General features: G+C 66.1%; 22 protein-coding genes, 1 tRNA gene and 1 pseudogene. 13 read left to right on the forward strand and 11 right to left on the reverse strand.

What is annotated here, in order from left to right; all coding sequences use genetic code 11:
- Together MBENS4_RS03040 and MBENS4_RS03045 are read right to left on the reverse strand one after the other, a co-directional pair.
- On the reverse strand, positions 1-1,224 hold the full coding sequence (locus MBENS4_RS03040; protein WP_039388668.1) for a tyrosine-type recombinase/integrase: 1,224 nt from the start codon (positions 1,222-1,224) through the stop codon (positions 1-3).
- Positions 1,225-1,389: 165 nt separating this feature from the next.
- Positions 1,390-1,476: transfer RNA gene (locus tag MBENS4_RS03045), tRNA-Leu, on the reverse strand.
- 297 nt (positions 1,477-1,773) lie between these two features.
- Between MBENS4_RS03045 and MBENS4_RS03050 the strand changes: the two genes are divergently transcribed.
- Positions 1,774-2,730, forward strand: a complete 957-nt coding sequence (locus MBENS4_RS03050) for an SDR family NAD(P)-dependent oxidoreductase (protein ID WP_039388671.1) — start codon at positions 1,774-1,776, stop codon at positions 2,728-2,730.
- Positions 2,731-2,916: 186 nt separating this feature from the next.
- Here the strand turns inward: MBENS4_RS03050 and MBENS4_RS03055 are convergent, their stop codons facing one another.
- From MBENS4_RS03055 to metX, 4 genes are all read right to left on the reverse strand, one after another.
- Positions 2,917-3,588, reverse strand: coding sequence for a glutathione S-transferase family protein (locus tag MBENS4_RS03055; protein WP_039388674.1), 672 nt, complete (start codon positions 3,586-3,588; stop codon positions 2,917-2,919).
- Between the two features lie 80 nt (positions 3,589-3,668).
- Positions 3,669-4,265, reverse strand: coding sequence for a methionine biosynthesis protein MetW (gene metW, locus MBENS4_RS03060; protein ID WP_039388677.1), 597 nt, complete (start codon positions 4,263-4,265; stop codon positions 3,669-3,671).
- A complete protein-coding gene (locus MBENS4_RS03065) occupies positions 4,262-4,699 on the reverse strand; it encodes a GNAT family N-acetyltransferase (RefSeq protein WP_039388678.1) in 438 nt (145 codons plus the stop codon). Before MBENS4_RS03065 ends, metW begins: the two co-directional genes overlap by 4 nt.
- Positions 4,696-5,802, reverse strand: a complete 1,107-nt coding sequence (gene metX, locus MBENS4_RS03070; protein ID WP_144400836.1) for a homoserine O-acetyltransferase MetX — start codon at positions 5,800-5,802, stop codon at positions 4,696-4,698. Before metX ends, MBENS4_RS03065 begins: the two co-directional genes overlap by 4 nt.
- A 256-nt stretch (positions 5,803-6,058) precedes the next feature.
- On the opposite strand from metX, the gene hisC reads away from it, so the two are divergent.
- The 3 genes from hisC to MBENS4_RS03085 all read left to right on the forward strand — a co-directional run bounded on the left by hisC (position 6,059) and on the right by MBENS4_RS03085 (position 8,961).
- Positions 6,059-7,177: a histidinol-phosphate transaminase gene (gene hisC / locus MBENS4_RS03075; RefSeq protein WP_039388681.1), complete on the forward strand. Its 1,119-nt coding sequence runs from the start codon at positions 6,059-6,061 to the stop codon at positions 7,175-7,177.
- The gene (locus MBENS4_RS03080) at positions 7,174-8,100 is read left to right on the forward strand and encodes a prephenate/arogenate dehydrogenase family protein (RefSeq protein WP_039388683.1); all 927 of its coding nucleotides are present in this window, start codon (positions 7,174-7,176) and stop codon (positions 8,098-8,100) included. The genes hisC and MBENS4_RS03080 overlap by 4 nt, the downstream gene beginning before the upstream one ends.
- Positions 8,101-8,169: 69 nt before the next feature.
- Positions 8,170-8,961, forward strand: coding sequence for a transglutaminase-like domain-containing protein (locus tag MBENS4_RS03085; protein WP_039388685.1), 792 nt, complete (start codon positions 8,170-8,172; stop codon positions 8,959-8,961).
- Here the strand turns inward: MBENS4_RS03085 and dcd are convergent.
- Positions 8,942-9,496 (reverse strand): dCTP deaminase, encoded by a 555-nt coding sequence (gene dcd, locus MBENS4_RS03090; protein WP_039391652.1) that lies wholly within the window; start codon positions 9,494-9,496, stop codon positions 8,942-8,944. The two genes, MBENS4_RS03085 and dcd, sit on opposite strands and share 20 nt — an antisense overlap.
- A gap of 317 nt (positions 9,497-9,813) precedes the next feature.
- On the opposite strand from dcd, the gene MBENS4_RS03095 reads away from it, so the two are divergent.
- From MBENS4_RS03095 to MBENS4_RS25670, 4 genes and pseudogenes are all read left to right on the forward strand, one after another.
- On the forward strand, positions 9,814-10,440 hold the full coding sequence (locus MBENS4_RS03095; protein ID WP_052322313.1) for a spermidine synthase: 627 nt from the start codon (positions 9,814-9,816) through the stop codon (positions 10,438-10,440).
- A gap of 250 nt (positions 10,441-10,690) precedes the next feature.
- A pseudogene (wecB, locus tag MBENS4_RS03100) lies at positions 10,691-11,823 on the forward strand (non-hydrolyzing UDP-N-acetylglucosamine 2-epimerase).
- A complete protein-coding gene (wecC, locus tag MBENS4_RS03105) occupies positions 11,807-13,126 on the forward strand; it encodes a UDP-N-acetyl-D-mannosamine dehydrogenase (protein ID WP_039388688.1) in 1,320 nt (439 codons plus the stop codon). The pseudogene wecB and the gene wecC overlap by 17 nt, the downstream one beginning before the upstream one ends.
- Before the next feature lie 196 nt (positions 13,127-13,322).
- A complete protein-coding gene (locus tag MBENS4_RS25670) occupies positions 13,323-13,463 on the forward strand; it encodes a hypothetical protein (protein ID WP_159108009.1) in 141 nt (46 codons plus the stop codon).
- A 115-nt stretch (positions 13,464-13,578) separates the two neighbouring features.
- Here the strand turns inward: MBENS4_RS25670 and MBENS4_RS03110 are convergent, their stop codons facing one another.
- From MBENS4_RS03110 to MBENS4_RS03125, 4 genes are all read right to left on the reverse strand, one after another.
- Positions 13,579-15,093, reverse strand: coding sequence for an alanine/glycine:cation symporter family protein (locus MBENS4_RS03110; protein WP_084591929.1), 1,515 nt, complete (start codon positions 15,091-15,093; stop codon positions 13,579-13,581).
- Positions 15,094-15,354: 261 nt separating this feature from the next.
- Positions 15,355-16,140: a molybdopterin-dependent oxidoreductase gene (locus MBENS4_RS03115; protein WP_242404757.1), complete on the reverse strand. Its 786-nt coding sequence runs from the start codon at positions 16,138-16,140 to the stop codon at positions 15,355-15,357.
- Positions 16,137-16,985 (reverse strand): cytochrome b/b6 domain-containing protein, encoded by an 849-nt coding sequence (locus MBENS4_RS03120; RefSeq protein WP_039388691.1) that lies wholly within the window; start codon positions 16,983-16,985, stop codon positions 16,137-16,139. Before MBENS4_RS03120 ends, MBENS4_RS03115 begins: the two co-directional genes overlap by 4 nt.
- Positions 16,986-17,005: 20 nt before the next feature.
- Positions 17,006-17,422, reverse strand: coding sequence for a secondary thiamine-phosphate synthase enzyme YjbQ (locus MBENS4_RS03125; RefSeq protein ID WP_039388694.1), 417 nt, complete (start codon positions 17,420-17,422; stop codon positions 17,006-17,008).
- 162 nt (positions 17,423-17,584) lie between these two features.
- Here MBENS4_RS03125 and MBENS4_RS03130 point away from each other — a divergent pair, with 162 nt between their 5' ends.
- The 5 genes from MBENS4_RS03130 to mdoH are packed head-to-tail and all read left to right on the forward strand — an operon-like array spanning position 17,585 to position 23,623.
- A complete protein-coding gene (locus MBENS4_RS03130; protein ID WP_039388696.1) occupies positions 17,585-18,502 on the forward strand; it encodes a hypothetical protein in 918 nt (305 codons plus the stop codon).
- The gene (locus MBENS4_RS03135) at positions 18,400-18,960 is read left to right on the forward strand and encodes a hypothetical protein (protein WP_039388698.1); all 561 of its coding nucleotides are present in this window, start codon (positions 18,400-18,402) and stop codon (positions 18,958-18,960) included. Before MBENS4_RS03130 ends, MBENS4_RS03135 begins: the two co-directional genes overlap by 103 nt.
- Entirely contained in the window at positions 18,953-20,161 is a 1,209-nt protein-coding gene (locus tag MBENS4_RS03140; RefSeq protein WP_039388702.1) for an efflux RND transporter periplasmic adaptor subunit, read from the forward strand. The genes MBENS4_RS03135 and MBENS4_RS03140 overlap by 8 nt, the downstream gene beginning before the upstream one ends.
- Before the next feature lie 46 nt (positions 20,162-20,207).
- Positions 20,208-21,782: a glucan biosynthesis protein gene (locus MBENS4_RS03145; protein ID WP_052321972.1), complete on the forward strand. Its 1,575-nt coding sequence runs from the start codon at positions 20,208-20,210 to the stop codon at positions 21,780-21,782.
- Complete coding sequence (gene mdoH, locus MBENS4_RS03150; RefSeq protein ID WP_039388704.1) at positions 21,779-23,623, forward strand: glucans biosynthesis glucosyltransferase MdoH; 1,845 nt, start codon at positions 21,779-21,781, stop codon at positions 23,621-23,623. Before MBENS4_RS03145 ends, mdoH begins: the two co-directional genes overlap by 4 nt.
- Positions 23,624-23,682 lie beyond the last annotated feature (59 nt).

Raw genomic sequence — 23,682 nt, forward strand, 5'->3', positions numbered from 1 at the left:
TCAACCCTTCGCAAACTTTCCCACGATGACCTTTCCTCCTGTCCGGAGCTCATCGAGGTAGTCGCTCCACCATTGAGCCATGCGCACCCGCTCGTCCCAATGTTTGCCGCGATGGTAGATGCCACGCACGACATTGCTGTCGCCATGTGCCAGGGCGCGCTCGATCGCATCCGGATTCCAGAGTCCCGACTCGTTCAGGAATGTCGATGCTGTCGCCCGGAGTCCGTGCGCGGTGACTTCTTCCTTCGAATATCCCATGCGACGGAATGCGGCATTGAGCGTGTTTTCACTCATAGGACGCTTGGAGCTGCGCGCAGACGGGAAGACATAACCTTCGCGGCCGAGCATCTCGGCCAGATCAGTAAGATAGCCTCTAACCTGCTTGGAAAGCGGGACAGCATGCGCTCGACGCGCTTTCATTTTACCGGCAGGGATTTTCCAGACCCCATCGACAAGGTCGATCTCATGCCATTCGGCGTGCCGGAGTTCGCCGGGGCGCACGAATACATGCGGCGCGATCTGCAAAGCTAACTTCGTCACCATGTAGCCAGTGAAGTCGTCGATTGCGCGCAGCAGCCCGCCTAACTCGGTGGGCTCGAGAATTGCTGCATAATGCGTGGCTCTCGGCGTTACGAGAGCACCCTTCAGCATACTGGTCGGATCGGATTTGCAGCGGGTAGTAGCGACACCGTAGCGAAACACGCGGCCGGCGAACGAGCGGCATTTCTTCGCAGTCTCGTGCTTACCAGTGGCTTCCAGCCGTTTGAGGGGAGCCAGGACTTCGAACGGCTCGATCTCGTTGATGGGTCGGTTCCCGATGGCAGGCGCAAGCTTGTCGAGAAAATAATTGGCCTTGACGATCGTGCCATCGGCGCGGCCATTCTGGACCATCATCTGTTCAATATACTCACGTGCGACTGCCTCGAACGTCTGTGCAGAAAGGAACTCGGCGCGGATTTTCCGCTTCCGCTTTTCAAAGGCCGGGTCGGCCCCTGAAGCAACTGCTCGTCTTGCCTCGTAGGCCGCGTCTCGCGCTTGCTTGAGGCTGATTTCGGGATAGCTGCCGATGCAGAGCTTCTTTTGCGCACCGCCGATCCGGTATCGGAATCGCCAAAGCTTGCTACCGGTCGGCGTGACCTCAACATATAGGCCGCGCTCATCGGTGACCTTGTACGGCTTATCTTTGGGCTTGAGTGCGCGGAGGCGAGTATCTGTCAGCGGCATGTGGGGGCCTTTTCATCTGGGCCTTTGCGAAACGGCCTCAAAAGGCCCACAAAAGTGTCTGGAACCCCCGAGAACAGGCGGGACGATCCGGAACGATCCAAGGGCCAAATCCCTAGGATTTCTGCGGGTTTTATAGATTATTTGGGAGAACGTGAGAAGAACAAATGGTGCCCAGAAGAGGACTCGAACCTCCACGCCGTTACCAGCGCCGCCACCTGAAGACGGTGCGTCTACCAATTCCGCCATCTGGGCACGGAGGCGAGGGGACCAAGTTGCCGTCCTCGCCGGGTAGGAGGGCGCCTCTAAGGGGCGGTGCGATTCGTGTCAACAGGGGTTTGAAAGGAAAATGCATTTTTTGTATCCTCCCGCTTCGAACCTGCCGGATTTGTGCGGCTTTGCAGGACCTTTGCGAGGTGCACTTTCCTGCAAGCCGCGGAAACAACTGGCCGGTTGCCGAGTTCCCGTGCTTGTGGCAGGGGCTTTGGCGATGTGCTGCAAAGCGGGACTCGTCGCTCCGCCCGGCACCAAGGCCTTGAGGATAGAACGCAGATGAGCATGAGCCCCACCGATACGCTTTACGGCAAGATCGTCACCATCCTTGGCGGCAGCGGCTTTGTCGGCAAGCATCTCGCGCAGGAACTGCTGGAGCGCGGGGCGCGCGTGCGCATCGCCAGCCGCCACCCCGAAAAGGCCTTCTCGATCAAGGCGCTGGGTGATCTGGGCACGGTCCAGTTCGCGCGCTGCGACGTCACCAAGCCCGACTCGCTTGCCGCCGTCCTCACCGGCTCGGACGCCGTGGTGAACCTGGTCGGCGCCTTCAAGGGCAAGCTCGACGACATCCAGGGTGAAGGCGTGGGGGCCATCGCCGCGGCCGCCAAGGCTGCAGGCGCGGCGTCCTTCGTCCACGTCTCGGCGATTGGCGCCGACGCGGGCTCGGATGTTGCCTATGCGCGCACCAAGGCCGAAGGCGAAGCCGCGGCCCTCGCCGCCTTCCCCGAGGCAACCATCGTGCGCCCGGCGGTGATCTTCGCCCCCGACGACCAGTTCGTGATGATGTTCGGGCGCATGATGAGCTCGATGCCGGTGCTCCCGATCTTCGCCCCCGAAGCCAAGCTGCAGCCGGTCTTCGTCGACGACGTCGCGGCTGCCATTGCCAATGCGGCGGGCGACCCGTTCGCGTTTGGCGGCAAGACCTTCGAGCTGGCCGGCCCCGAAGTCGTCACCATGCGCGGCCTCAACGCCCGCATCGCCCGCGCCGAGAACCGCGAGCCCAGCTTCATCGAGCTTTCGGATGGCCTGGGCGGCCTCATCGCGGCGCTGCCCTTCACGCCGATCAGCACCGACCAGTACAAGCTGCTCAAGGCAGGCAGCGTGGCCAGCGGCGCGGCGCCGGGCCTGGAAGACCTGGGCGTCACGCCGCGCCCGATGGGCCTCTTCCTTGAGCGCTGGATGACCCAGTTCCGCAAGCACGGCCGCTTCGGCGCCAAGCACCCTAGCGCGGCCTGAACAGCCTAATTTAAAGAGGATAGTTCCGAGGGCCATCGCCCTCGGGCTCCCCAAAACGGGCGACCTCACGTTTCTCAGCCATGCTGGCGCGCGGAACGTGAGGTCGCCCGTTTTGGGGTCAAGGGGTGATGACCCCTTGGTAAATTACTTTCTACTGCCGCCTTCTATCTGAACGCGCGCCACCTCTCAGATGTCGACTTCGCCATAGTGGCTGGGCGGCTGGATCACTTCCATGCGCTCGCTCAGCAGCGGCCGGAAGCTCGGGCGCGACTTCATCACCAGATACCAGCCGCGCGCCTGTTCGTGGCTCGACCAGTCGAGGCCACCGAGGTAATCGGCGACCGAGATCTGCGCGGCCGCGGCAAGGTCGGCCAGCGTCATGGTGGAGCCCGCCAGCCACGGGCGGTTGTCGATCAGGTAATCGATGTAGTCGAGATAGTCGTGCGCGAGGCGCATGGCATCGCGCAGCAGGCGGGCATCGGGCGACTGGCGCAAGACAAGACGCTTCTTCATCTTCTCGTGCAGCAGGGGTGCTGTCACATCGAGGAAGAAGTTCTCGTCGAACATCGCGATCAGGCGGCGGATCTCGGCGCGCTGCTGGCCGGTGCCGCTGATGAGCGCGCCGCGCTCCACCGTTTCCTCGAAGTATTCACAGATCGCACGGCTGTCGGCGAGAACGATGTTCTTGGCCGTCTCGTGCACCACCGGCGTGCGCCCGGCCGGGTTCATCTGGAACAGGCGATCCTCGCCCTCCCAGGGGCGCGTGGTCTGAAGTTCGTAGGCGATGCCCTTCTCGGCCATGAGCAGGCGAACCTTGCGGCTGAAGGGGCAGAGGGGAAACTGGAAGATGTGCCACATGATGGTGCAATCCTTGCCCGTCGCGCCGCGGGGCGTCCAGCCGGAAGGGGACGCGGCGCGCCGGGAATGGAGTGGATAACTCAGGCCGCGCGCGAAAGAAGGAAGATCGCGTGCTCGGCCAGGAAGTTGGCTGCGGCCGTGCGGCACGAGGTATCGCCCGAGAGGAACCAGTTGCCCTCGATGGTGATGCCCCGGTCCTTGAGCAGGGTACGAAAGTCCTGGATGGTGACGTGGTGGATGTTCGGCGTCTGGTACCATACCACCGGCAGCATGCGGGTAATCGGCATGCGTCCACGCAGCAGAAGCGAAAGACGTACGCGCCAGAAAGCGAAATTGGGGAAGCTGACGAAGGCCTTTTCACCGATGCGCAGCAGTTCGTCGAGCACGAGGTCGGGGCGCATGGTCGTCTGGAGGGTCTGCGAGAGGATCGCGTAGTCGACCGACTTGTCCGGGTAGAACACGGTGTCCTGGTCCGCATCGCCCTGGATCACCGAGAGGCCGCGGGCGACGCAGGCCCCCACATTCGCCGGAGCAAGCTCCATGCCGCGCGTATCGCAGTGCTTTTCATCGCGCAGCGCGGCGAGCAGCGTGCCATCCCCGCACCCCACGTCGAGCACGCTCGCACCGGCCGCAACATTTTCGGCGATGACGGCAAGGTCGGGGCGAAGCGCGGTCATGGCGTGTCTTCCAGCATCTGCTTCAGGTTGGGGGAAAGCCGCTCCATCAGGCGATCGGGACGGCTCGGCGCGGCAAAGCCGAGCGGGGCGTAGACCCCGTGCGCATCCCAGGTGGCGAGCGCGAAGCGGCGCACATCAGCGTACTCGGGATGGTCGAGGAACCAGGACACGAGCCTGCGTCCAAGCCCCTGCCCGCGCGCGTCCGCATCCACCCAGACATCGGCCAGCCAGGCGAAGCTGGCACGGTCGCTGATGGCGCGGGCAAAGCCGACCTGCTGCCCATCCTCGGTGCGGTAGGCCCCGAGGCAATGCGATCCGGCGATCTGGCGCTCGACCTTTTCGCGCGCGATGCCCGGCGTCCAGTAGCTGGAGGCCAGCCAGCCGTGAATGCGCGCCACGTCGAGGCGCGATGGATCATCGCTCAGTTCGATCATCCCAGGAACCCGGCCACCACGCGGTCCAGTGCGGGGACATCGAGCAGGAAGGAATCGTGCCCGTAGGGGGCCGAAAGTTCGACGAAGCTGACCGGCTTTCCGGCCGCGTTCAGGGCCTGCACCACGTTGCGCGAGGCGGACGTGGGATAGAGCCAGTCGGTATCGAAGCTGACAAGGCAGAAGCGCGCCCTGGAACGCCGGAATGCGTTGGCAAGGCGCCCGCCATGCTCCTCGGCGAGATCGAAGTAATCCATCGCGCGGGTAATGTAGAGGTAGGAGTTCGCATCGAAGCGGTTGGAGAACGAGATGCCCTGGTAGCGCAGGTACGATTCGATCTGGAAATCCGCATCGAAACCGAAGGTCTTTTCCGAGCGATCCTGGAGACGGCGGCCGAACTTCTTGGTCAGCCCTTCCTCGGACAGATAGGTTATGTGCGCGGCCATGCGGGCGACGGCAAGGCCCTTCTCCGGGCTGTCCTCGAAGCCGTAGTAGTCGCCCTCGCGCCAGGAATTGTCGGCCATGATGGCCTGGCGCCCCAGCTCATGGAAGCCGATGTTCTGGGCCGAGTGGCGCGCGGTCGAGGCGAGGACGAGGACCGCGCGGGCCCGCTCGGGAAAGTTGGCGGCGAGCGAGAGCGTCTGCATGCCCCCCATCGAGCCTCCAACGACCGCGTGGAGTGTGTCGATCCCCAGCGAATCGAGCAGCGCCACGTGGCCGCGCACCATGTCGCGGATGGTGATGACCGGAAAGCGCATGGCCCAGGGCTCGCCATCAGGGGCCAGGCTGGCCGGGCCGGTCGAGCCCATGCACGAACCGATCACGTTGGCACAGATGATGAAGTAGCGGTCGGTATCGATGGGCTTGCCCGGGCCCACCATGCGCACCCACCAGCCCGGCTTGCCGGTCAGCGGGTGGTCCGAGACAACATGGTGATCGCCGGTCAGCGCGTGGCAGATCAGGATCGCGTTGTCCTTGGCTGGGTTCAGACGGCCGTGAGTCTCGTAGGCGATTTCCACGAGGGGCAGCGTCTGGCCGCTGTCGAGCGTGAGTGGCTCATCGAGTGTGAGCACCTGGGTGGGATCAATGGTGTGTGCTGTAGCCATGGAAACTTTGTTTGACAGGGCACCAGCTTCCCGGAATAGACACCCGCTGTCAAACTTTGCGTGCTGCGCCTGCGAAACCCCTGCAGGAAGCTGATTTTCTGCGGAAAATTATGGGCATTTGACAGGAAAACAGGTTCAGGCTGCGAACAAAGTTGAAACTTATCTCATCTTTCTCGCACCTGCACCGCGCACAGCGCAGGGCTTGTCGAAATGACAGGTGCAATCGCGCCATGGCTGGGGTAAAGGCGCGCGCACTATGAGCGAAACCACGACGTCCAAGCCCGCCCCTGCCCCCAAGCCGTGGATCGAGGCGATCCATGCCTATGTCCCGGGCAAGTCGGCCGGAGCCGATGGCAGGCCGCTGATCAAGCTCTCGGCAAACGAGAACCCGCTGGGCACGAGCGAGGCCGCCCTCGCAGCGCGACTGCAGACGGTGCCGCCCTCGCTCTATCCCGATCCCGACAGCCGAGCGCTGCGCGAGGCGATTGCCGCGCGCCATGGCCTCGAGGCTGCGCGCGTCGTCATGGGTACCGGCTCGGACGAAATCCTGAACCTTGCCGCGCAAGGCTATGCCGGGCCGGGCGATGAGGTCATCTACGTGCGCTACGGCTTTGCAGTCTACGACATCGCGGCACGGCGCTGCGGCGCGACGCCGGTTGTCGCTCCCGATGCGGACTACGGCACGGACGTCGATGCGCTCCTCGGCCTTGTCACCGAGAAGACCCGCGTGGTCTTCCTCGCCAATCCGAACAACCCGACCGGCTCGTACCTGCCCAAGGGCGAGATAGCACGCCTGCACGCGGGCCTCCCCTCGGACGTGCTGCTGGTGATCGACCAGGCCTATGGTGAATACGTCCCTGCCGAGGATGAGGATGGGGCCTTTGCGCTTGCCGCCGCGCACGAGAACGTCCTTGTCACGCGCACTTTCTCCAAGATCTTCGGCCTTGCCGGCGAGCGCGTGGGCTGGGGCACCGGGGCGCCTGCGATCATCGACACGTTGAACCGCATCCGCGGCCCCTTCAACGTCTCGGTCACCGCACAGGCGAGCGCCCTCGCCGCGCTTGGCGACACTGCCTTCATCGAACGCAGCTACACGCACAACCTGGAGGAGCGCGCGCGCTTCGTGGGCAAGCTGGAGGCTCTGGGCAACCACGGCCTGCGCCCGCTGCCGAGCCAGGCCAACTTCGTCCTCGTCCTGTTCGAGGGCGCGCTCAGCGCCGAGGCGGCCTACAACGGCCTTGCCGAGCGCGGCTACATCGTGCGCTGGCTGCCGGGACAGGGCCTGCCCCAGGCGCTGCGCTTCACCATCGGCAAGCGCGTGGACATGGACGCCATGGCCGACGCGCTGGCCGAGATGGCGGAGGCTGCCGGATGACCTTTTCGCAGATCGCGATCATCGGGCTCGGCCTCCAGGGCGGCTCGATCGGCCTTGCCATCCAGGAATACCTGCCCGAAGCGCGCGTCACCGGCTATGACCTCGATCCCGCCACACGCGCCCGCGCGGCCGAGCGGGGGCTGTGCCACACGGTGTGCGAGAGCGCCGAGGAAGCGGTGGCCGAAGCCGAACTCGTCATCTTCTGCGTGCCTCCGGGCGCCATCGGCAAGGCCGCCAAGCCCTTGCGCGAGGCCATCCCGCCCGAATGCCTCGTCAGCGACGTGGGCTCGTCCAAGAAGCGCATTGCCGCCGATCTGGCGCAAGCTCTGCCCGATCACATCGTGATCCCCGCGCACCCCGTTGCAGGCACCGAGAATTCCGGGCCCGACGCCGGTTTCGCCTCGCTGTTCCAGGGCCGCTGGTGCATCGTCACCCCGCCCGAGCACACCGATCTCCTGAAGCTCTCCACGCTGGTGGAATTCTGGGAGACGCTGGGCGCCAACGTGGAACTGATGTCGCCCGAGCACCACGATCTCGTGCTCGCCGTCACCAGCCACCTGCCCCACCTCATTGCCTACACCATCGTGGGCACGGCCTCGGACCTGGAGGACGTGACGCAGAGCGAAGTCATCAAGTACTCGGCGGGTGGCTTCCGTGACTTCACGCGCATCGCCGCCTCGGACCCGACGATGTGGCGCGACGTCTTCCTGTCCAACAAGGAGGCGGTGCTGACCATGCTCCAGCGCTTCACCGAGGACCTGTCCGCGCTCCAGCGCGCGATCCGGGTGGGCGATGGCGAGGCCCTGTTCGACCAGTTCACCCGCACCCGCGCCATCCGCCGCTCGATCATCGAGGAAGGCCAGGACGATTCGCGCCCCGACTTCGGACGCAGCGACCACGTGAAGAAGACGAAGAAAAGCTGACCGGCCGCGGAGCCATCGCGTCCCTCGCGCATTGAGCGGTCAGAGACCCGCTGCAGCGCGAGGGGCCCCATGGCAATTGCGATCGAGACCGAGCTTCACTACGCGCTCTCCGGCACGGCCGACATCCTCCTCCAGATCGAGGCGGCGATGATCCCCGAACAGCGGGTGCGCGCGCCCTACATCGAGCTTCCTCCCAGCGACCATTTCGCCCGCGTGCCGGGCCAGGCCAGCATCGGCGAGCGGATCTGGTTGCGCACCGACCAACCGCTCCACGTGCGCTACACCGCCGAGGTCGAGGTTCACCGCCTCGTCACCGAGATCGCGCCCCTGCCCGCAACGCCGCCGCATATGCTTCCCGGTGAGACGGTCGACTACCTCATGGCCTCGCGCTTCTGCCCGGCCGACACCTTCCAGGATTTCGTCGAGGAGACCTTTCCGGGCACGCAAGGCGGCGCGCGCGTCGCCGCCATCCGCGACTGGATCGCCGCGACGCTGTCCTACGAACCGGGCGCGAGCGATGCCCAGACGACCGCTGCGGACACATTCCACGCCGGCAAGGGCGTGTGCCGCGACTATGCGCACCTGATGATCGCGCTTACCCGCGCCAGCGCGATCCCGGCACGCTTTGCCAGCGTCTACGGCCCCGACGTCGATCCGCCCGACTTCCACGCCGTCGCCGAAGTCTTCCTCGACGGGTGCTGGCACCTGGTTGATTGCACGGGGATGGCCAGAGCCAGCGAAATGGCCAAGATCGGCATCGGGCGCGATGCGGCCGACGCCTCGTTCCTCACCAGTTACGGCCAGCTCGAGCTTGTCCGCCAGAGCGTGGCTGTACGCCGGATCACAGACGCGGCAGCGTGACCCCGCGCTGGCCCATGTACTTGCCCGCACGGTCCGCATAGCTGACCTCGCACGGCTCGTTGCCCTGCAGGAACAGGAACTGGCACGCGCCCTCGTTCGCGTAGATGCGCGCGGGCAGCGGCGTCGTGTTCGAGAATTCGAGCGTGACGTGGCCTTCCCAGCCCGGCTCGAGCGGAGTGACGTTCACGATGATCCCGCAGCGCGCGTAGGTACTCTTGCCAAGGCAGATGACCAGCACGTCCTTGGGCACGCGGAAATACTCGACCGTGCGCGCGAGCGCGAAGGAGTTGGGCGGGATCACGCAGACGTCGGTCTCGCGGTCCACGAAGGAGTTGCTGGCGAAATCCTTGGGGTCGACGATCGCGGAATCGACGTTGGTGAAGATCTTGAACTCGGGCGCCACGCGCGCGTCGTAGCCATAGGACGAAAGCCCGTAGGAGATGCAGCCATCGCGGCGCTGGGCCTCCACGAACGGCTCGATCATGCCGTTTTCGCGGGCCTGCTGCCGAATCCACTTGTCGCTCAGAATTGCCATGCGCGCGTGCATGCCCAAGGCCGCGGCAAGGAGCAAGCAGAACCGGCGTCCGCACGCCCCATCCACAGCCGATTTGTCCTTTGGGCCACCACGTATTGCCATCCTCCCGCCCCTCCCCCATGCCGGAGGGGATCGGGGCCATCATCGTGTAGGCATGTCCCGGCTGAGAGACGCGCCGCGCTCTTGCTTACACGGCAGGACCTCATTTGCGCATGGCCCTTTCCCAATCCACCGCCACGGCTCCCCTCGACACCGGCCCCATCGACACCAGCAACGACGTGCTGCTGGGTACCGCCTTCGTGCCCGAGGGCGTGGAGATGCGCCTCGTCCAGCACGGCGATGCCTTCACCATCCTGCTCGAAGACACCGAGCTGATGAGCACCGAGGCCAATGCCTCGGAAGAGGCGCTGGCGGTCATGACCTGCGACATGCTTTCGGGCCGTCCGGGCGTGCAGATGCTCATCGGCGGCTATGGCATGGGCTTTACCCTGCGCGCCGCGCTCTCGGCCCTGCCCGCAGATGCAGGCGTATGCGTGGCCGAGATCGTGCCCGAGATACTTGCCTGGGCGCGTGGCCCCATGCACGAACTCACCGACGGCTGCCTCGATGATCCGCGCGTGATGGTCGTGGAAGATGACGTTGCCATGCTCATCGGCGCCGCGCGCGAGGGCTACGATGCGATCCTGCTCGATGTCGACAATGGCCCGGAAGGCCTCACCCGCTGGCAGAACGACGGGCTCTATTCGCCCGAGGGCCTCGCAGGCTCGCTGCGCGCCCTGCGCCCGGGCGGTATCCTCGCGGTCTGGTCGGCCTGGTTCGACCCTGCGTTCACCACGCGTCTGGAGGAAGCCGGTTTCACCGTGACCGCGCGCACCGTCGGCTCGCGCCCGAGCGGCACGTCCTACCCCCATACCCTGTGGTTCGCGCGCAAGCCTGCGGCGTAAGTCATCAAAGCAAAAAGGAATAAGTCCGAGGGCCATCGCCCTCGGGCTCCCCGAACCGTCGACCTCACCTTCCTTGCGGCACCTTGGCTGAGATTGGTGAGCTATCCCGTTTCGGGGTCAAGGGGCGATGGCCCCTTGGTCATTCTTCTTCCAACTTCGTCCTTTTGACTTTCAGGCTTCACCAATCCATTCGCCCCCAATCGGCGAATGCTTATTCCCTGCTTAACACTCCGCTGATACAGCCACTCTCATGACGCAGCCCGCCCGCATTCTCGTCGTCTTCGGCACACGCCCCGAGGCGATCAAGCTGTTCCCCGTAATCCACGCGCTGAAGGCCGATCCGCGCTTCGAATGCGTGGTCTGTGTCTCGGCCCAGCATCGCCAGATGCTCGACCAGGTCCTGGAGATCGCCGGGATCGTGCCCGACCATGATCTCGACGTCATGAAGCCTGACCAGAGCCTCGATGCGCTGACCGCCCGGCTCCTGACCGGTCTTGGCGCGGTGATGGACACGGCGAAGCCTGCCCGGGTGATCGTGCAGGGCGATACGGCCACCGCAATGGCGGGCGGCCTTGCGGCCTACTACCGCCAGATCCCGGTCGACCATGTCGAGGCGGGCCTACGCTCCTACAACATCTATCACCCCTGGCCCGAAGAGGTGAACCGCAAGATCATCGGTTCGCTGGCCAGCCTGCACTTTGCGCCCACCACCACCGCGCAAGACGCGCTGGTGAAGGAGAACGTCGATCCCGCGCGCGTCCACGTGACCGGCAACACCGTGATCGACGCGCTGCACTGGGTGACGAACGCCATCGCCGCGCGCCCCGAACTGGCGCAGGGCCTCGCCGAGCTGGAACAGCGCTTCATTGGCAAGCGGATCATCGGCGTCACCAGCCACCGGCGCGAGAATTTCGGCGAGGGCATGGAGGGCATCGCCACCGCCATCCGCGAGATCGCCGCGAGGCCCGACACCGCCGTCATCTTCCCCGTCCACCTCAACCCCAACGTGCGCGCCGTGATGACGCCCGGCTCGCCGGCCTTGCCAACGTCGCGCTGATCGAGCCGCTCGACTACCCGCACTTTGCGCGCCTGCTCAGCCTTGCCGAGATCATGCTGACGGATTCGGGCGGCGTGCAGGAGGAGGCCCCCGCCCTTGGCAAGCCCGTCCTCGTCATGCGCGAGACGACCGAGCGACCCGAAGGCGTCGCCGCGGGAACGGCCAAACTGGTCGGAACGGCGCCGACGCGCATCGTTTCCGAAATCTCAACCCTGCTCGACGATAGGGAATCGTACGAGGCCATGGCGCGCGCGCACAATCCGTTCGGGGACGGGACCGCCGCACGCCAAATCGTGGAGCACATTGCACATGAAGTCGGAAACTAAGCCCAGCGTCTGCGTCGTCGGCCTTGGCTACATCGGCCTTCCCACCGCGGCGGTGATCGCGCGTGCGGGGTGCAAGGTGCTGGGCCTCGATGTCTCGCAGAGCGTGGTCGACACGATCAACCGGGGCGAGATCCACATCGAGGAAGTCGATCTCGATGGCCTGGTCCAGGGCGTGGTGGCACGCGGGCTCCTCTCCGCCTCGGTCGAAGTCGCGGCCGCGGACGTGTTCGTGATCGCGGTGCCGACACCCTTCCACAAGGACGGTGCGGACGGAGCCAAGCACGCGCCCGACGTTTCTTATGTCCTGGAGGCCGGACGCACCATCGCGCCTGTTCTCAAGCACGGCGACACGGTGATCCTGGAATCGACCTCTCCGGTGGGGACGACCGAGGAATTGCGCGATCTCATCGCCAGGGCCCGTCCCGATCTCAGGATCCCGGGCCTCACGCACGAGACCCCCGACATCTCCATCGCCTACTGCCCCGAGCGCGTGCTGCCCGGACGCATCCTGGAGGAGCTCACCAACAACGACCGCTCGATCGGCGGCATCACCCCGCGTTGCGCGCGCAAGGCGCTCGCCTTCTACAAGCGCTTCGTGCGCGGCGAATGCGTCACCACCGACGCGCGCTCGGCCGAGATGACCAAGCTTGTCGAGAACGCCTACCGCGACGTCAACATCGCCTTTGCCAACGAGCTCTCGATCGTCTCGGACGCAATGGGGCTGGATGTCTGGGAGGTGATCCGCCTTGCCAACCGCCACCCGCGCGTCAACATCCTGACGCCGGGGCCGGGCGTGGGCGGGCACTGCATCGCGGTCGATCCCTGGTTCATCGTACACGGCGCGCCCGAGGACACCCCGCTCATCCGCACCGCGCGCGGGGTCAACGACCACAAGATGCACCATGTCATCGCCAAGGCCGAAGGGCTTATCGAGGCCCACCCCGCCGCAAAGGTCGCGTGCCTGGGCCTCGCCTTCAAGGCGAACATCGACGATTTTCGCGAGAGCCCGGCGCGCTTCATCACCAGCCGCCTTGTCCGCAAGTTCGGCCCGCGCATCCACGTGGTCGAGCCTTATGCGGAGGAACTCCCGATCGAGTTTACCGATACATGCGTCGCCCAGATCGACATCGACGAGGCCCTGGAGACCTGCGACATCTTCATTGTCCTGGTCGACCACGACGTGTTCAAGGTCGTTCCACTGGCCGAACGGGCCGAAAAGCTCGTCTACGACACGCGCGGGATCTGGCCGGACCAGCCCCGCGCGGTGCGCGAGGACGCTGCGAGGCTCAAGCTTGCGCTCTAGTTTTTTTCGATCAAATTTCACGCCCGTTAACTTGCCTCTGCCCAAATTCTCCAAAATGGGTTAGATTTATATTTGCAGGACTAAGGTAAAAGCCCTAGTCACTGGCAACCTTGCAAAAAATTAATCGGGGCGTTGCATGGACCAGGCAAATGATAGAATTGCTCGAGCGCATGGCTTGCTTCGCGAGGCCCTCGTCTTGCTTGACGAACGGGAATTCCTCGTGGAGGCCGCGTTCGTCCAGTCCGCGCTCGACCGCATGAGCGAGACGATTGCCGTCCTGCATCCCGATCTTGCGATCTCCCCCGAAGGCACGGTCGAGCGCCTGTCCGGGCGCTGACACGCCGCACCGACCTTAAGAAAATGGCGCGCTGCGGAGCTGTCCGCGGCGCGCCTTTTTGTGTGCAGGCGGGAAAAGGTGCGGCGCGGGAAAGGCCCACGCCGCACGCCTTCGGTCAGGACGGATCGATGCCCGAAGGCTTTTCCTTGCCCTTGGCGATACGGAACACCGTACCCGAAAGCAGAGCCAGGGCCAGCAGGTTGGGCAGCGCCATCGAGGCGTTCGAAATGTCGCCCATGCGCCAGACCAGCTCAAGCGGCTGCGCCGCGCCGACCACCACGCCCACGCAGTAGATCACGCGCCAGAGCATGTGCAGGATCTTCTCGCCGCGCGCGCTCGAGCCTGGAACCAGATCGTAGAGGAAGGTGATCGTGCGCTCGCCGTAATAGCTGAAGGTCAGCATGGTCGAGAACACGAACATGATCAGCGCGATCGAAGCCACGACCGAACCCAGCGGGACACCGGCGATGAGGGTCGGGAACGCGGCCGCGAAAGCGCCCGAGGTCATTGCAAAGCCGGTGAGATCCGACTGCCAGGCGTGCGCCACGGCCTGTCCGCCAGCGGTGAAATCGCCCTCCACGGTCAGGATCACCAGCGCAGTCATGGTGCAGATCACGATGGTGTCGAGGAAGGTGCCCATCATCGCCATGCGGCCCTGGACTTCCGGGTCGCGGGTCTGCGCGACGGCGTGCGCCATCGGGGTGGTGCCCTGCCCGGCCTCGTTCGAGAAGAGGCCGCGCGCGACGCCTGCGCGCAGCGCGATCAGGACGCCAGCGCCCGCAAAGCCGCCCATGGCCGACTGCGGTGAAAAGGCCCCCTGGAAAATGCGGGCGAAGGATTCGGGAATGTCCTGCGCATCGAGAATGAGCGCGATCAGCGCCATCACGAAGTAGGCAAGGCCCATGAACGGCACGACCTTTTCGGCCACCGCACCAATCGACTTGATGCCACCGACGATGACCACGAAAACCAGCACCGCCGCGATCAGGCCGCCCAGCCACTCCTCGATGCCGAACAGTTCGTTCATCGAATCGGCCAGCGCATTCGACTGGATCACGTTGCCGGTGATGATGGTCGAGCACAGCGCGCCGATACAGAAGATCACCGCGAGCCAGGTCCAGCCAGGCCCGAGGCCGCGCACGATGTAGGTCATCGGACCACCGCGCCAGCTGCCATCCGGACCACGTTCACGGTAGCGGATGGCAAGCGAGCCTTCGGCAAAGGCCAGCGCCATGCCGATGAGCGCGGTCACCCACATCCAGAAGATCGCGCCCGGACCACCCAGCGCAAGCGCGGTGGCGACACCGGCCATGTTACCCGTGCCGACCTGGCCCGAAAGCGCAGTGGACAGCGCGGCAAACGGGCTGATCTCGCCGGTTTCGCCCTTCTGGCTCTTGGCAAAGAGCCCGGCAAAGGCGCTGCCCAGCTTGCGCAGCGGATAGAAGCGCAGGCCGATCATCATGTAGAGGCCGATGCCCAGGAGCACGATCACCATGGGCGGGAACGGGAGCACTTCCTCCCCGTTCCAGGTCCCCCCCCAGATGAAATCCGAGATGTTGGTGATGCGGTCGATCAGGCTCGGCTCACCGGGCGCCTGCCCTACCGCGGCCAGAACGGTCAACGAATTCATTCGTGCTAGTCTCCAGTCTGCAACCCCCTGTGCGCAGCGCCCACGCGCCTGCGCACCCCCGCCGGATATCGCGCGAGAACCCTCTGAATGTGCAAGGACATCCCCGCTTGCGCAACCGTTCAGGAGCGAAAGGCCGCGAATTGCGCGCCATTCGAAAGTTTATGAAGGTTTCAAGACGATCCTGCGCACGATTCCCCAAGTACAGGGCCGGCAAACCGAATTTTCCGTCGCGCCGGTCCGCCGTCCGGCAGCGCGTTCGCCTCAAATTCCCGCGTACCAGGCGTAGTCGCCCACATCCTCCCAGTACCCGCCCTTGCCCCCGTAGATGTCCTGGAGGCTGTCCACCGCGACGATCCGGGTGACGAACTTGGCGTGCTTGTAACCCAGCTGGCGCTCGACCCGCAGGCGCAAGGGCGCCCCGTGCGCCTCTTCAAGCGGGGCGCCGTTCATCTGCCAGGCCAGGATCGTCTGGGGATGGAAGGCATCGGCCAGATCGATCGATTCGTAATAGGGCCGCCCGTGATAGAGGTCCGCGCAGTGGAAGACGATGTAGCGCGCCTTCTCGGACACCCCGGCAAGCCGAAGCAGCCCGCCAAGCTGGGGCCCCTGCCACTGGCCGATCGCGCTCCACCCCTCGACACAGTCGTGCCGGGTGATCTGGCTGCGCTGGGGCAGGTCCTTGAGCGCGGCAAGCGAGAGATCGAGCGGGCGGGCCACCAGACCTTCGACGCGCAAGGTCCAGCCCGCGAAACCCTCGCCCAGCTGGCGGCGGTAGGCGGGATCGGCCACGCCCCGGCTGCCGTTGGCGCGAAAGCGCGGGGAAAGGTCGGCCCGGGTGTACTCGCGCGCCAGCGCCTCGCCGCCCAGCGCACGCTGGCTCCAGCGATGCAGGTCCTCGGCGCGGGTGAGGACATCCTTGGCCGCGTCCGCGCGCCACAGGTCATCGCACCCGGACAGGGCAAGGCCGCCTGCCGCCACGGCGCCGCCACGAAGGAGCCCCCGGCGCGAGAGGGCAAGACCGCCACGGGGGCGCAGGATCCGGCTCACGACGCGTCCTCCTCAATTTGCATCCGTCCAGTCACGATGGCCCGCAGATGCTTGAGGGGGCCTGCCAGCACCACCATGGCCAAGTGCACACCAAAGAAGAGGACAAGACCAAAGGCGAAGAGGAAGTGCAGCGAGCGCGCCGTCTGACGCCCGCCTAAAGCCTGGGTCAGCAGCGGCGCCCAGGCGTCCGTGCCCGGCGACATGGCAAGCCCCGTTGCGATCATGCCCGGCAGCAAGATGAAGAGCACACCGGCATAGGCGAGCTTCTGGAGGACCGAATAATGCCGCGCCGCCTCTCCTTTGGGAAAGCGTAGCCGCGCATGGGCCTTCACGTCCTGCCAGAGCGTGCGCGGGTGCCATTCGCGGCGCGTGATATGAAGATCGCGCCTCAGATGGCCGTTCACCAGCGACCAGAGAAGATAACCCAGCAGCCCCAGCGCGAGCACCCAGGCGAAGGCCAGGTGCCAGATCCGCGCGAGCGCCAGACTGTAGCGCGAGGGCAAGGTCATCCAGTAGGGGAAGGCGCGGCGTTGCAGGCGTCCGTCCTGATCCTCCCACAATCCCAGCACGCCGGTTGTCTCGACGCGGGAATTGGCGATCTGCACGAAACCGAACTCGCGCGCGCCAATCCGCGCCGAGGAGACCTTGAGCCAGGGCGCGTCGTAGTTCGCGCCATATTCGCCCCAGTAGAGGCGCGGGTGCGCGTTGAAGATCATCAGGCCGCTCATCAGGAGCACGAGCAAGGTCAGAACGTTGACCGCGTGCCACAGCCGCGTGGAGAGCCGGTGGCGCAGGATCACCCTGTCCCCATCCTGCGCGCTGTCCTGTGCCTCGGTGCCTGCCACGCTTGCTCCTTCGTACCCTGTTATGCCCCGATCAGATGAACCGCGACTTGCCGGTGGTGCGGGCGGCGGCGGTGCTCGGCGAGATAGATGCCCTGCCAGGTGCCCAGCGCAAGGCGCCCGTTGATGATCGGGATCTGCAGGTTCACACCGGTCAGAATGGCGCGCAAGTGCGCGGGCATATCGTCGGCCCCCTCGTCGTCATGCCGGTAGTGGGGACCTTCGGGCGCGAGGCGATCCAGCCAGTCGACAATGTCCGGGCGCACTTCGGGCGCCGCGTTTTCCTGAATCAGCAGCGAGGCCGAAGTGTGGCGGCACAGCAGCGTGAGCAACCCCTGCTCCACCTGCGCGCCGCGCGCCCAGTCCGCCACCTCGCGCGTGATCTCGACAAGACCGCACCCGGCGGTTGCAAAAGTCAGAATGTCGCTTGCCTGTTTCATGATCGTCCCTGTGTGCCTGCCCCCGAGCGCGCCTGCAAGCACCTCGCTTCGTGCATTTTTGACCAGTCGACGGAACCATTTGCGGTCTCCATGTGTCTAACCCCAAGAGCCGGAACCGCTGGGTTCCGAGGTTTTCGCGCAAGCTCTCGGGGGACATTCACCTTGATACACGGCAATCGGGCCCCACGCCCGGCACGGTCGGTCGAACAGGCCTCGCGCATCGCGGCGTTTTTCCGCAAGGGCGATTGCCTTGGAAAGCAATTTCGCTATCGCAGCATCGTGTCCTACGCCTGCAAGTCCCCCTCCCCGCGCCCGTCCTTTGCTCCTGCTGCTCTTGCGCTGACCTGCGCACTGGCCCTGTCCGCCTGCGCGGGCACGACCGAGCGCACCACGCCCGCCTCCACGCTGGCCCCGATTCCCGCCGCCGTGCACGCACCGACGGAGCCCTACTGGTGGCGCAGCGCGGGCGATCCGCTGCTTGCCGAACTGGTCGAGACGGGCCTTGCGCAGAACCGCGATCTCACCTGCCAGGCGCTCTCGCTGCGCCGCGCCAACGAACGCGCCCGCTCGCACGCACGGCGCATCGACACGCGTATCGGCCGCCTGTTCGACACGCGCGGCACCGATGTCGACGCCGCCCAGGAAGCCGCACGCGCCTTCACCTATGCCGACAGGCGCGCCGACCTCGCCGCACGGATCGCGCGCAGCTACATCGCAACGCGCGAGCTGCAGGAGATGCTGGAGGCGCGCCATAGCGCCCTTGCCACCACCCGCGACAACGCCGAGATCGCCGCCTTCCGCGAGGAGCGGGCCTCGTCTCGGGCGTCGACACCGGGCTTGCCGGGACCGCGCTGGCGGCCAGCAACGATGATATCGGCACGCTCCAGAGCCGCTACGAGGACAGCCGCCATGCGCTCGCGCAGCTGGTCGGCCTCAGCGACGCGGCACTGGAAGCCAAGCTCGGCGAAACCGGACAGGTGCCCGACATCGGCGCGCTCCCGCCCGAAGAGAGCACCGCTGAGGACATTGCCCGGCGCGCAGACCTCCTCGCGCTCGAACGCCGCCTCATCGCGCACCTGATCGAAAGCAAGGTGAGCGACGAGGACCTTGCCGCCGCGCTGGCCGATCTCAAGGCCCCTGCCGCGCCGTCTGAAACCGACACCGCGACACCTGCACGCGCCGTGGTCCGCCAGTGGCGCGAGGCGCGCGACGCCGCGCTCGACGAACTGGCCACCAGCCGCGACCGCATGGCGCTCTCGGCCGAGCGGCAAACCAAGTTGGAAGCGGCCATGAGCCGGGCCCGCGACACGGTCGAGGACGCGCGCCTGGCCTATCGCTCCGGTACGGGCACGATGGCCACGCTCTATGTCGCCGAGAACGCCATGCGCAAACTGGGCGACGCGCGCATCTCCGCGCGCTCGGCCCGCGCACAGGCGACCATCGGCAGCTGGGATGCTCAAGGCTTAGGGTGGTCCGAGGCCGATCTCGATCCCCCGTCCCCGCCCGCCGACGGCCCGGAGGTGCTGGTCTGTGAGTAATCCCGAAACGCCCGGCACCCAGAGCACGGACAGCTCGCTCGACACGTTCCTGGGCGCAGCACCCCGCCGGGGTCGCCGCCAGCTCATCAGCTTTGTCGTCCTTGTTCTGGCCATCATCGCGATTGCGACGCTCTTCGTGCGCTTCGTCGCGGGCAACGATGATCCCTACTACGTCGCCAGCATCACGAGCGGCGACTTCGTGCCGCGCCTCTCGGAAGCGGGTATGGTCCACGGCGCCGAGGAACTGGCGATCCGCGCCCGCCTCGACGGTCGGCTCGCCGATCTGCCGGTGAAATCCGGCGATACGGTAAAGTACGGACAGGTCCTTGCCCGCATCGAGGCCCCCGGCGGGGACGAGACGCTCGCCGCCCACGAGGCGCGCCTCGCCTCGGCACAGGCCGATGTCGAAGCCGCCGAGGTCTCCGTCTCGGAGACCTCAACACGCCTCGCCCGCTTCGAACGGGTCTGGCGCGAGTCCGACCATCGCGTGCCCTCCACCAACGAGATGGAAAGCGCACGTGCCGATGCCCGCCGCGCCCGTGAGGGCCTGGCCGCCGCGCAAGGACGCCGCGATGCCGCCCAGAACGACGTCGAGGCCGAGAAGGAGCGCGCCCGTGGCCGCGTGATCCGCGCGCCGTTCGACGGCGTGGTCGTGGTCCACAATCTCAGCCAGGGCCAGGGCGTGCTGCAGGACATGCTTCTTTTCACGCTGGTCCATCCTGGCAGCAAGCTGACCTTGCGCGTGCCGCTCGCCAGCGAGGCGGCGATGGCGTTGGAGCCGGGCGCCGAGGCCAGCGTGCGGCTCGAAGCCCAGCCCGATGTCGCCCACACCGCCGTCCTCGACCGGATCGAGGACGCGAGCGGCCAGCGCGTGGCCCACTTCCGCCTGACCGGCGCGACCGAGGGCATCGAGCCTGGGATGGCCGCGCGCGTCGAGGTGGCGCTGGCACCGCGCAGCAACGTCCTGCTCGTTCCCGACGCCGCACTGGAGTTCCGCCCGGACAGCGCGGGCGAGGCGATGGACGGGCGCGATTCGATCTACCTCGTGGGAGAGGATGGCAACCCGCGCCGCGTCTTCGTGACCGCGGGGGGCAGCGACGGCGGGCGCACCGAGGTGTTCTCGTCCCAGCTTGAGGCCGGTGAGGATGTCATCATCGGCTGGCGCGAGGCCCCACAGGCCCCGGCCACAACAGGGAATTGACGCAAGCGATGAAACCGGGGGCACCAGACCGGAGTTCACGAGCCTTATGCTGACGACACCCTCTTCCAACACCCCTGCCCGCCTCCCGCTCAATCGCCGCGAGGCAAGCGGCCTTCTGCTGGGGCTGGCCACGGTCCTTGCCGGGGGCGCCTTTCCGCGCGCCGCGCTGGCCGCAGCTGAGCCCGCCACCATGCTGGGCGATCCCGAGCCCTTCTCCTGGGACATTCTGGTCAAGCGCGCCCGCGACCTTGCCAGGGCTGCGTACCAGGCTCCCGAAATTTCCTCGCGCGCGGCGCAAGACTTCGACACGCTTGCGCGGCTTACCTACGGTGACGCCCATGCCGTCGCGAACGTCGTGCGCTTTTTCCCGACCGCGACCGCCGTCTCCCCCTATGCCGTCGGCATTGACGTCGTGACCGATGGCATGGCCCGGCCCGTGGTCGACAATTCCAGCCTCTTCGTGGGCGAGGAAGAGGCGGACATCGCAGGCTTTCGCGTGATGGCCGCCGATGGCCACGCGGACTGGCTCTCGTTCATGGGCGCCAGTTATTTCCGCACGTCCGGTTCACGCGACCAGTTCGGCATCTCCGCGCGCGGCCTCGCCATCGACACCGGCCTGGCCTCGGGCGAGGAATTTCCCCGCTTCACGCATTTCTGGATCGAGCAGGCGGGCGCCGACCACTTCGTGATCCATGCGCTGCTGGACAGCCCCTCGGTTGCCGGCGCCTACCGCATCGACACGCGCGGGGGCGGCGATGCGGGCGTGGTGCAGGACGTGAAGGCACAGCTGTTCATCCGCAAGGACATCCAGCAGCTGGGCATCGCGCCGATGTCGAGCATGTTCTGGTTCGACCAGGCCAGCCGTTCCTATCCGCGCCCTCCCCGCGGCCCCGACTGGCGCCCGGAAGTCCACGACAGCGACGGCCTCCTGATCCGCGCGGGCAACGGCGAGCAGGTCTGGCGTCCGCTGGAGAACGCACTCCACCCGATCACCTTCAGCTTCACCGCCGATAATCCGTCCGCCTTTGGCCTGCTCCAGCGCGACCAGACCTTCGACCATTACCAGGACGACGGCTCCTGGTACGACAGGCGCCCCTCGCTCTGGATCGAGCCGACTTCGGACTGGGGCACGGGCGCGGTGCGGCTTTATGAAATGCCCACCGACAACGAGAACCAGGACAATGTCGCGGCCTTCTGGACCCCGGCGAAGCCCGTACGCAAGGGCGACGAGATGGCCTTCGGCTACCGCCTGACCTGGACCTCGGACGACCCCAGCCAGAGCGCCATCGCCCGGTGCATCAACGACTGGCAAGGCAAGGCCGGTCTTGCCGACGGCCCCGCGATCGCGGGCGCGCGCAAGTTCGTCTTCGACTTTGCAGGGCCTGCCCTTGCCGGGCTCGACCGTACGAGCGGGGTCGAAGTCGTCGCCGAAGCGCCGCCCGAGGCGATCCTTGCGCGCGAGGTTCACCCCGTGGTCGGCCAGACGAACACCTGGCGCGTCAAGCTCGACGTGCGCATGAGCGACGCGCAAGGCCAGGGGAACCCGATGGACCTGCGCCTGTTCCTGAAGCAGGGCGAGAACGCCCTGTCCGAAACCGTGATAAAGACCTTGAACGTATGACCATGGCCCCGCCGCCCGCGCAGCCCCCGCGTCCGCTTCCCGATGAAGCGCCGCTGGAGATGCCGATCCAGCGCCTCGATGGACCGCCTCCCGGCTCCATCGAGGTGAAGACGCAGCCGCCGGGCATGGCGATGAAGCGCCTCCTCCTGATCACGCTCACCGCGGTGATCGGCCTTGCCGCCTCGAGCGAGCTGCGCTTTGCGTTTTCACGCGATGGCCTCGATGCCTTCGAGATCGCGCTTCTTGTCTTCTTCATTCCGCTGTTCACCTGGATCGCCTTCGGCTTCGTGAGCTCGACGGTGGGGTTCCTGAAACTCATCTCGGGCGAACATCCCGGTTTCACCGCGATCCCCAGCCCCGCGCAGTCGCTCTCCAAGCGCACCGCCGTGCTGATGCCGGTCTACAACGAGAGTGTGGAGGAGGTCTTCGCGCGCGTGCGCGCCATGGCCCGCTCCATCGAGAAGGCGGGCGGTGCGCCGTGGATCGACTTCTTCGTGCTGTCCGATTCCAATGAGCTGTCCGGCAAGCGTGAATACGCCGAGTGGCTGGAGGTCGCCGCCGAGGCGCCGATCAACGTCTACTACCGCCGCCGCGAGAAGAACATCGCGCGCAAGCCCGGCAACATCGCCGAATGGGTGCGCCGCTTCGGCGGGGCCTACGAATGCATGCTGGTGCTCGACGCGGATTCGATGATGAGCGGGGATTCGATCGTGGGCATGGCCTCGATCATGGAGGAGCGCCCCTCCATTGGCCTCCTTCAGACCGTCCCCATGATCATCAACGCGCGCACCCTGTTCCAGCGCTGGATGCAGTTCGCGAGCGAAGCCTATGGACCCATCGCCTCGGCGGGTCTGCTGTGGTGGTCGGGCTCGGAATCGAACTTCTGGGGCCACAACGCCATCGTGCGCACGCGCGCCTTTGCCGAAAGCTGCGGCCTTCCCGAACTGGCGGGCAAGGGCCCCTTCGGCGGGCACATTCTCAGCCACGACATGCTCGAATCCGCACTGCTGCGCCGCCGTGGCTGGGCGGTCCACATGGTCATGATCGGCGGCTCCTACGAGGAGTTCCCGCCCACCGTCGTCGACATGGCGATCCGCGACCGACGCTGGATGCAGGGCAACCTGCAGCACCTACAGCTGCTGGCCAGTTCGGGCCTCACCTGGACGCATCGCCTGCACCTGCTGGTAGGCGCCTCGGCCTACCTCACCTCGCCCGGCTGGCTGCTGCTGCTTATTGTCACCATTGCCCAGGCGGCGGGCCAGATGGGCGCCGGTTTCGTCGGCACCGCGCCGCCGAGCGTGCTGTGGCTGACCGTCGTGCTGCTCTTCGGGCCCAAGGCGATGGGCCTTGTCTGGATGCTTTCGGATGCCAAGCGCCGCACGGCCTTTGGCGGAACGGCCACGATCCTGCGTTCGGTGGCGGCCGAAGTCCCGCTCGCCGTACTCTTCGCGCCAATCACCATGGTCACCCAGACCAAGGCGCTGATGGGCCTGCTTTTCGGCATCTCGGCAGGCTGGTCGACGCAGGCGCGCGAGGCGCGGCGCATCTCGGTGCGCGAGATCATCCCCGACTTGCGCGAGCACATCGTGCTTGGCCTCCTCTTCGCCGCGACCGCCTTCCTCGATCCGGTCACCGCGATCTGGCTCTCGCCGCTGACGCTGGGACTGCTCGCCTCGCCCTGGTTCATCAGCCTGACCTCGCATTCTTCAGAAAGCGCGCTGGACAAGCCTACCCGGCTCTTCAAGGTCCCCGATCCCACCATCGACGACCAGGCCGAAAAGCGCGCACATCCCGTGCCCGCCGCCGCGCAAACCAGCCCGGAAACCAACCACGCCCCATGACGAACACCCGGGACCGCCCTTGCAGGCCATCCCGGGTGTTCTCCTTTCGGTTGGCGCGA

It is taken from the genome of Novosphingobium sp. MBES04, assembly GCF_000813185.1.
In the GTDB taxonomy this organism is placed as follows: Bacteria; Pseudomonadota; Alphaproteobacteria; order Sphingomonadales; family Sphingomonadaceae; genus Novosphingobium; species Novosphingobium decolorationis.

Excerpts from the sequence above, each read along its gene's own strand:
- MBENS4_RS03040 (WP_039388668.1), bottom strand. The coding sequence starts at position 1,224 with ATGCCGCTGACAGATACTCGCCTCCGCGCACTCAAGCCCAAAGATAAG.
- MBENS4_RS03050 (WP_039388671.1), top strand. The coding sequence starts at position 1,774 with ATGAGCATGAGCCCCACCGATACGCTTTACGGCAAGATCGTCACCATC.
- MBENS4_RS03055 (WP_039388674.1), bottom strand. The coding sequence starts at position 3,588 with ATGTGGCACATCTTCCAGTTTCCCCTCTGCCCCTTCAGCCGCAAGGTT.
- metW (WP_039388677.1), bottom strand. The coding sequence starts at position 4,265 with ATGACCGCGCTTCGCCCCGACCTTGCCGTCATCGCCGAAAATGTTGCG.
- MBENS4_RS03065 (WP_039388678.1), bottom strand. The coding sequence starts at position 4,699 with ATGATCGAACTGAGCGATGATCCATCGCGCCTCGACGTGGCGCGCATT.
- metX (WP_144400836.1), bottom strand. The coding sequence starts at position 5,802 with ATGGCTACAGCACACACCATTGATCCCACCCAGGTGCTCACACTCGAT.
- hisC (WP_039388681.1), top strand. The coding sequence starts at position 6,059 with ATGAGCGAAACCACGACGTCCAAGCCCGCCCCTGCCCCCAAGCCGTGG.
- MBENS4_RS03080 (WP_039388683.1), top strand. The coding sequence starts at position 7,174 with ATGACCTTTTCGCAGATCGCGATCATCGGGCTCGGCCTCCAGGGCGGC.
- MBENS4_RS03085 (WP_039388685.1), top strand. The coding sequence starts at position 8,170 with ATGGCAATTGCGATCGAGACCGAGCTTCACTACGCGCTCTCCGGCACG.
- dcd (WP_039391652.1), bottom strand. The coding sequence starts at position 9,496 with ATGGCAATTCTGAGCGACAAGTGGATTCGGCAGCAGGCCCGCGAAAAC.
- MBENS4_RS03095 (WP_052322313.1), top strand. The coding sequence starts at position 9,814 with ATGCGCCTCGTCCAGCACGGCGATGCCTTCACCATCCTGCTCGAAGAC.
- wecC (WP_039388688.1), top strand. The coding sequence starts at position 11,807 with ATGAAGTCGGAAACTAAGCCCAGCGTCTGCGTCGTCGGCCTTGGCTAC.
- MBENS4_RS03110 (WP_084591929.1), bottom strand. The coding sequence starts at position 15,093 with ATGAATTCGTTGACCGTTCTGGCCGCGGTAGGGCAGGCGCCCGGTGAG.
- MBENS4_RS03125 (WP_039388694.1), bottom strand. The coding sequence starts at position 17,422 with ATGAAACAGGCAAGCGACATTCTGACTTTTGCAACCGCCGGGTGCGGT.
- MBENS4_RS03145 (WP_052321972.1), top strand. The coding sequence starts at position 20,208 with ATGCTGACGACACCCTCTTCCAACACCCCTGCCCGCCTCCCGCTCAAT.
- mdoH (WP_039388704.1), top strand. The coding sequence starts at position 21,779 with ATGACCATGGCCCCGCCGCCCGCGCAGCCCCCGCGTCCGCTTCCCGAT.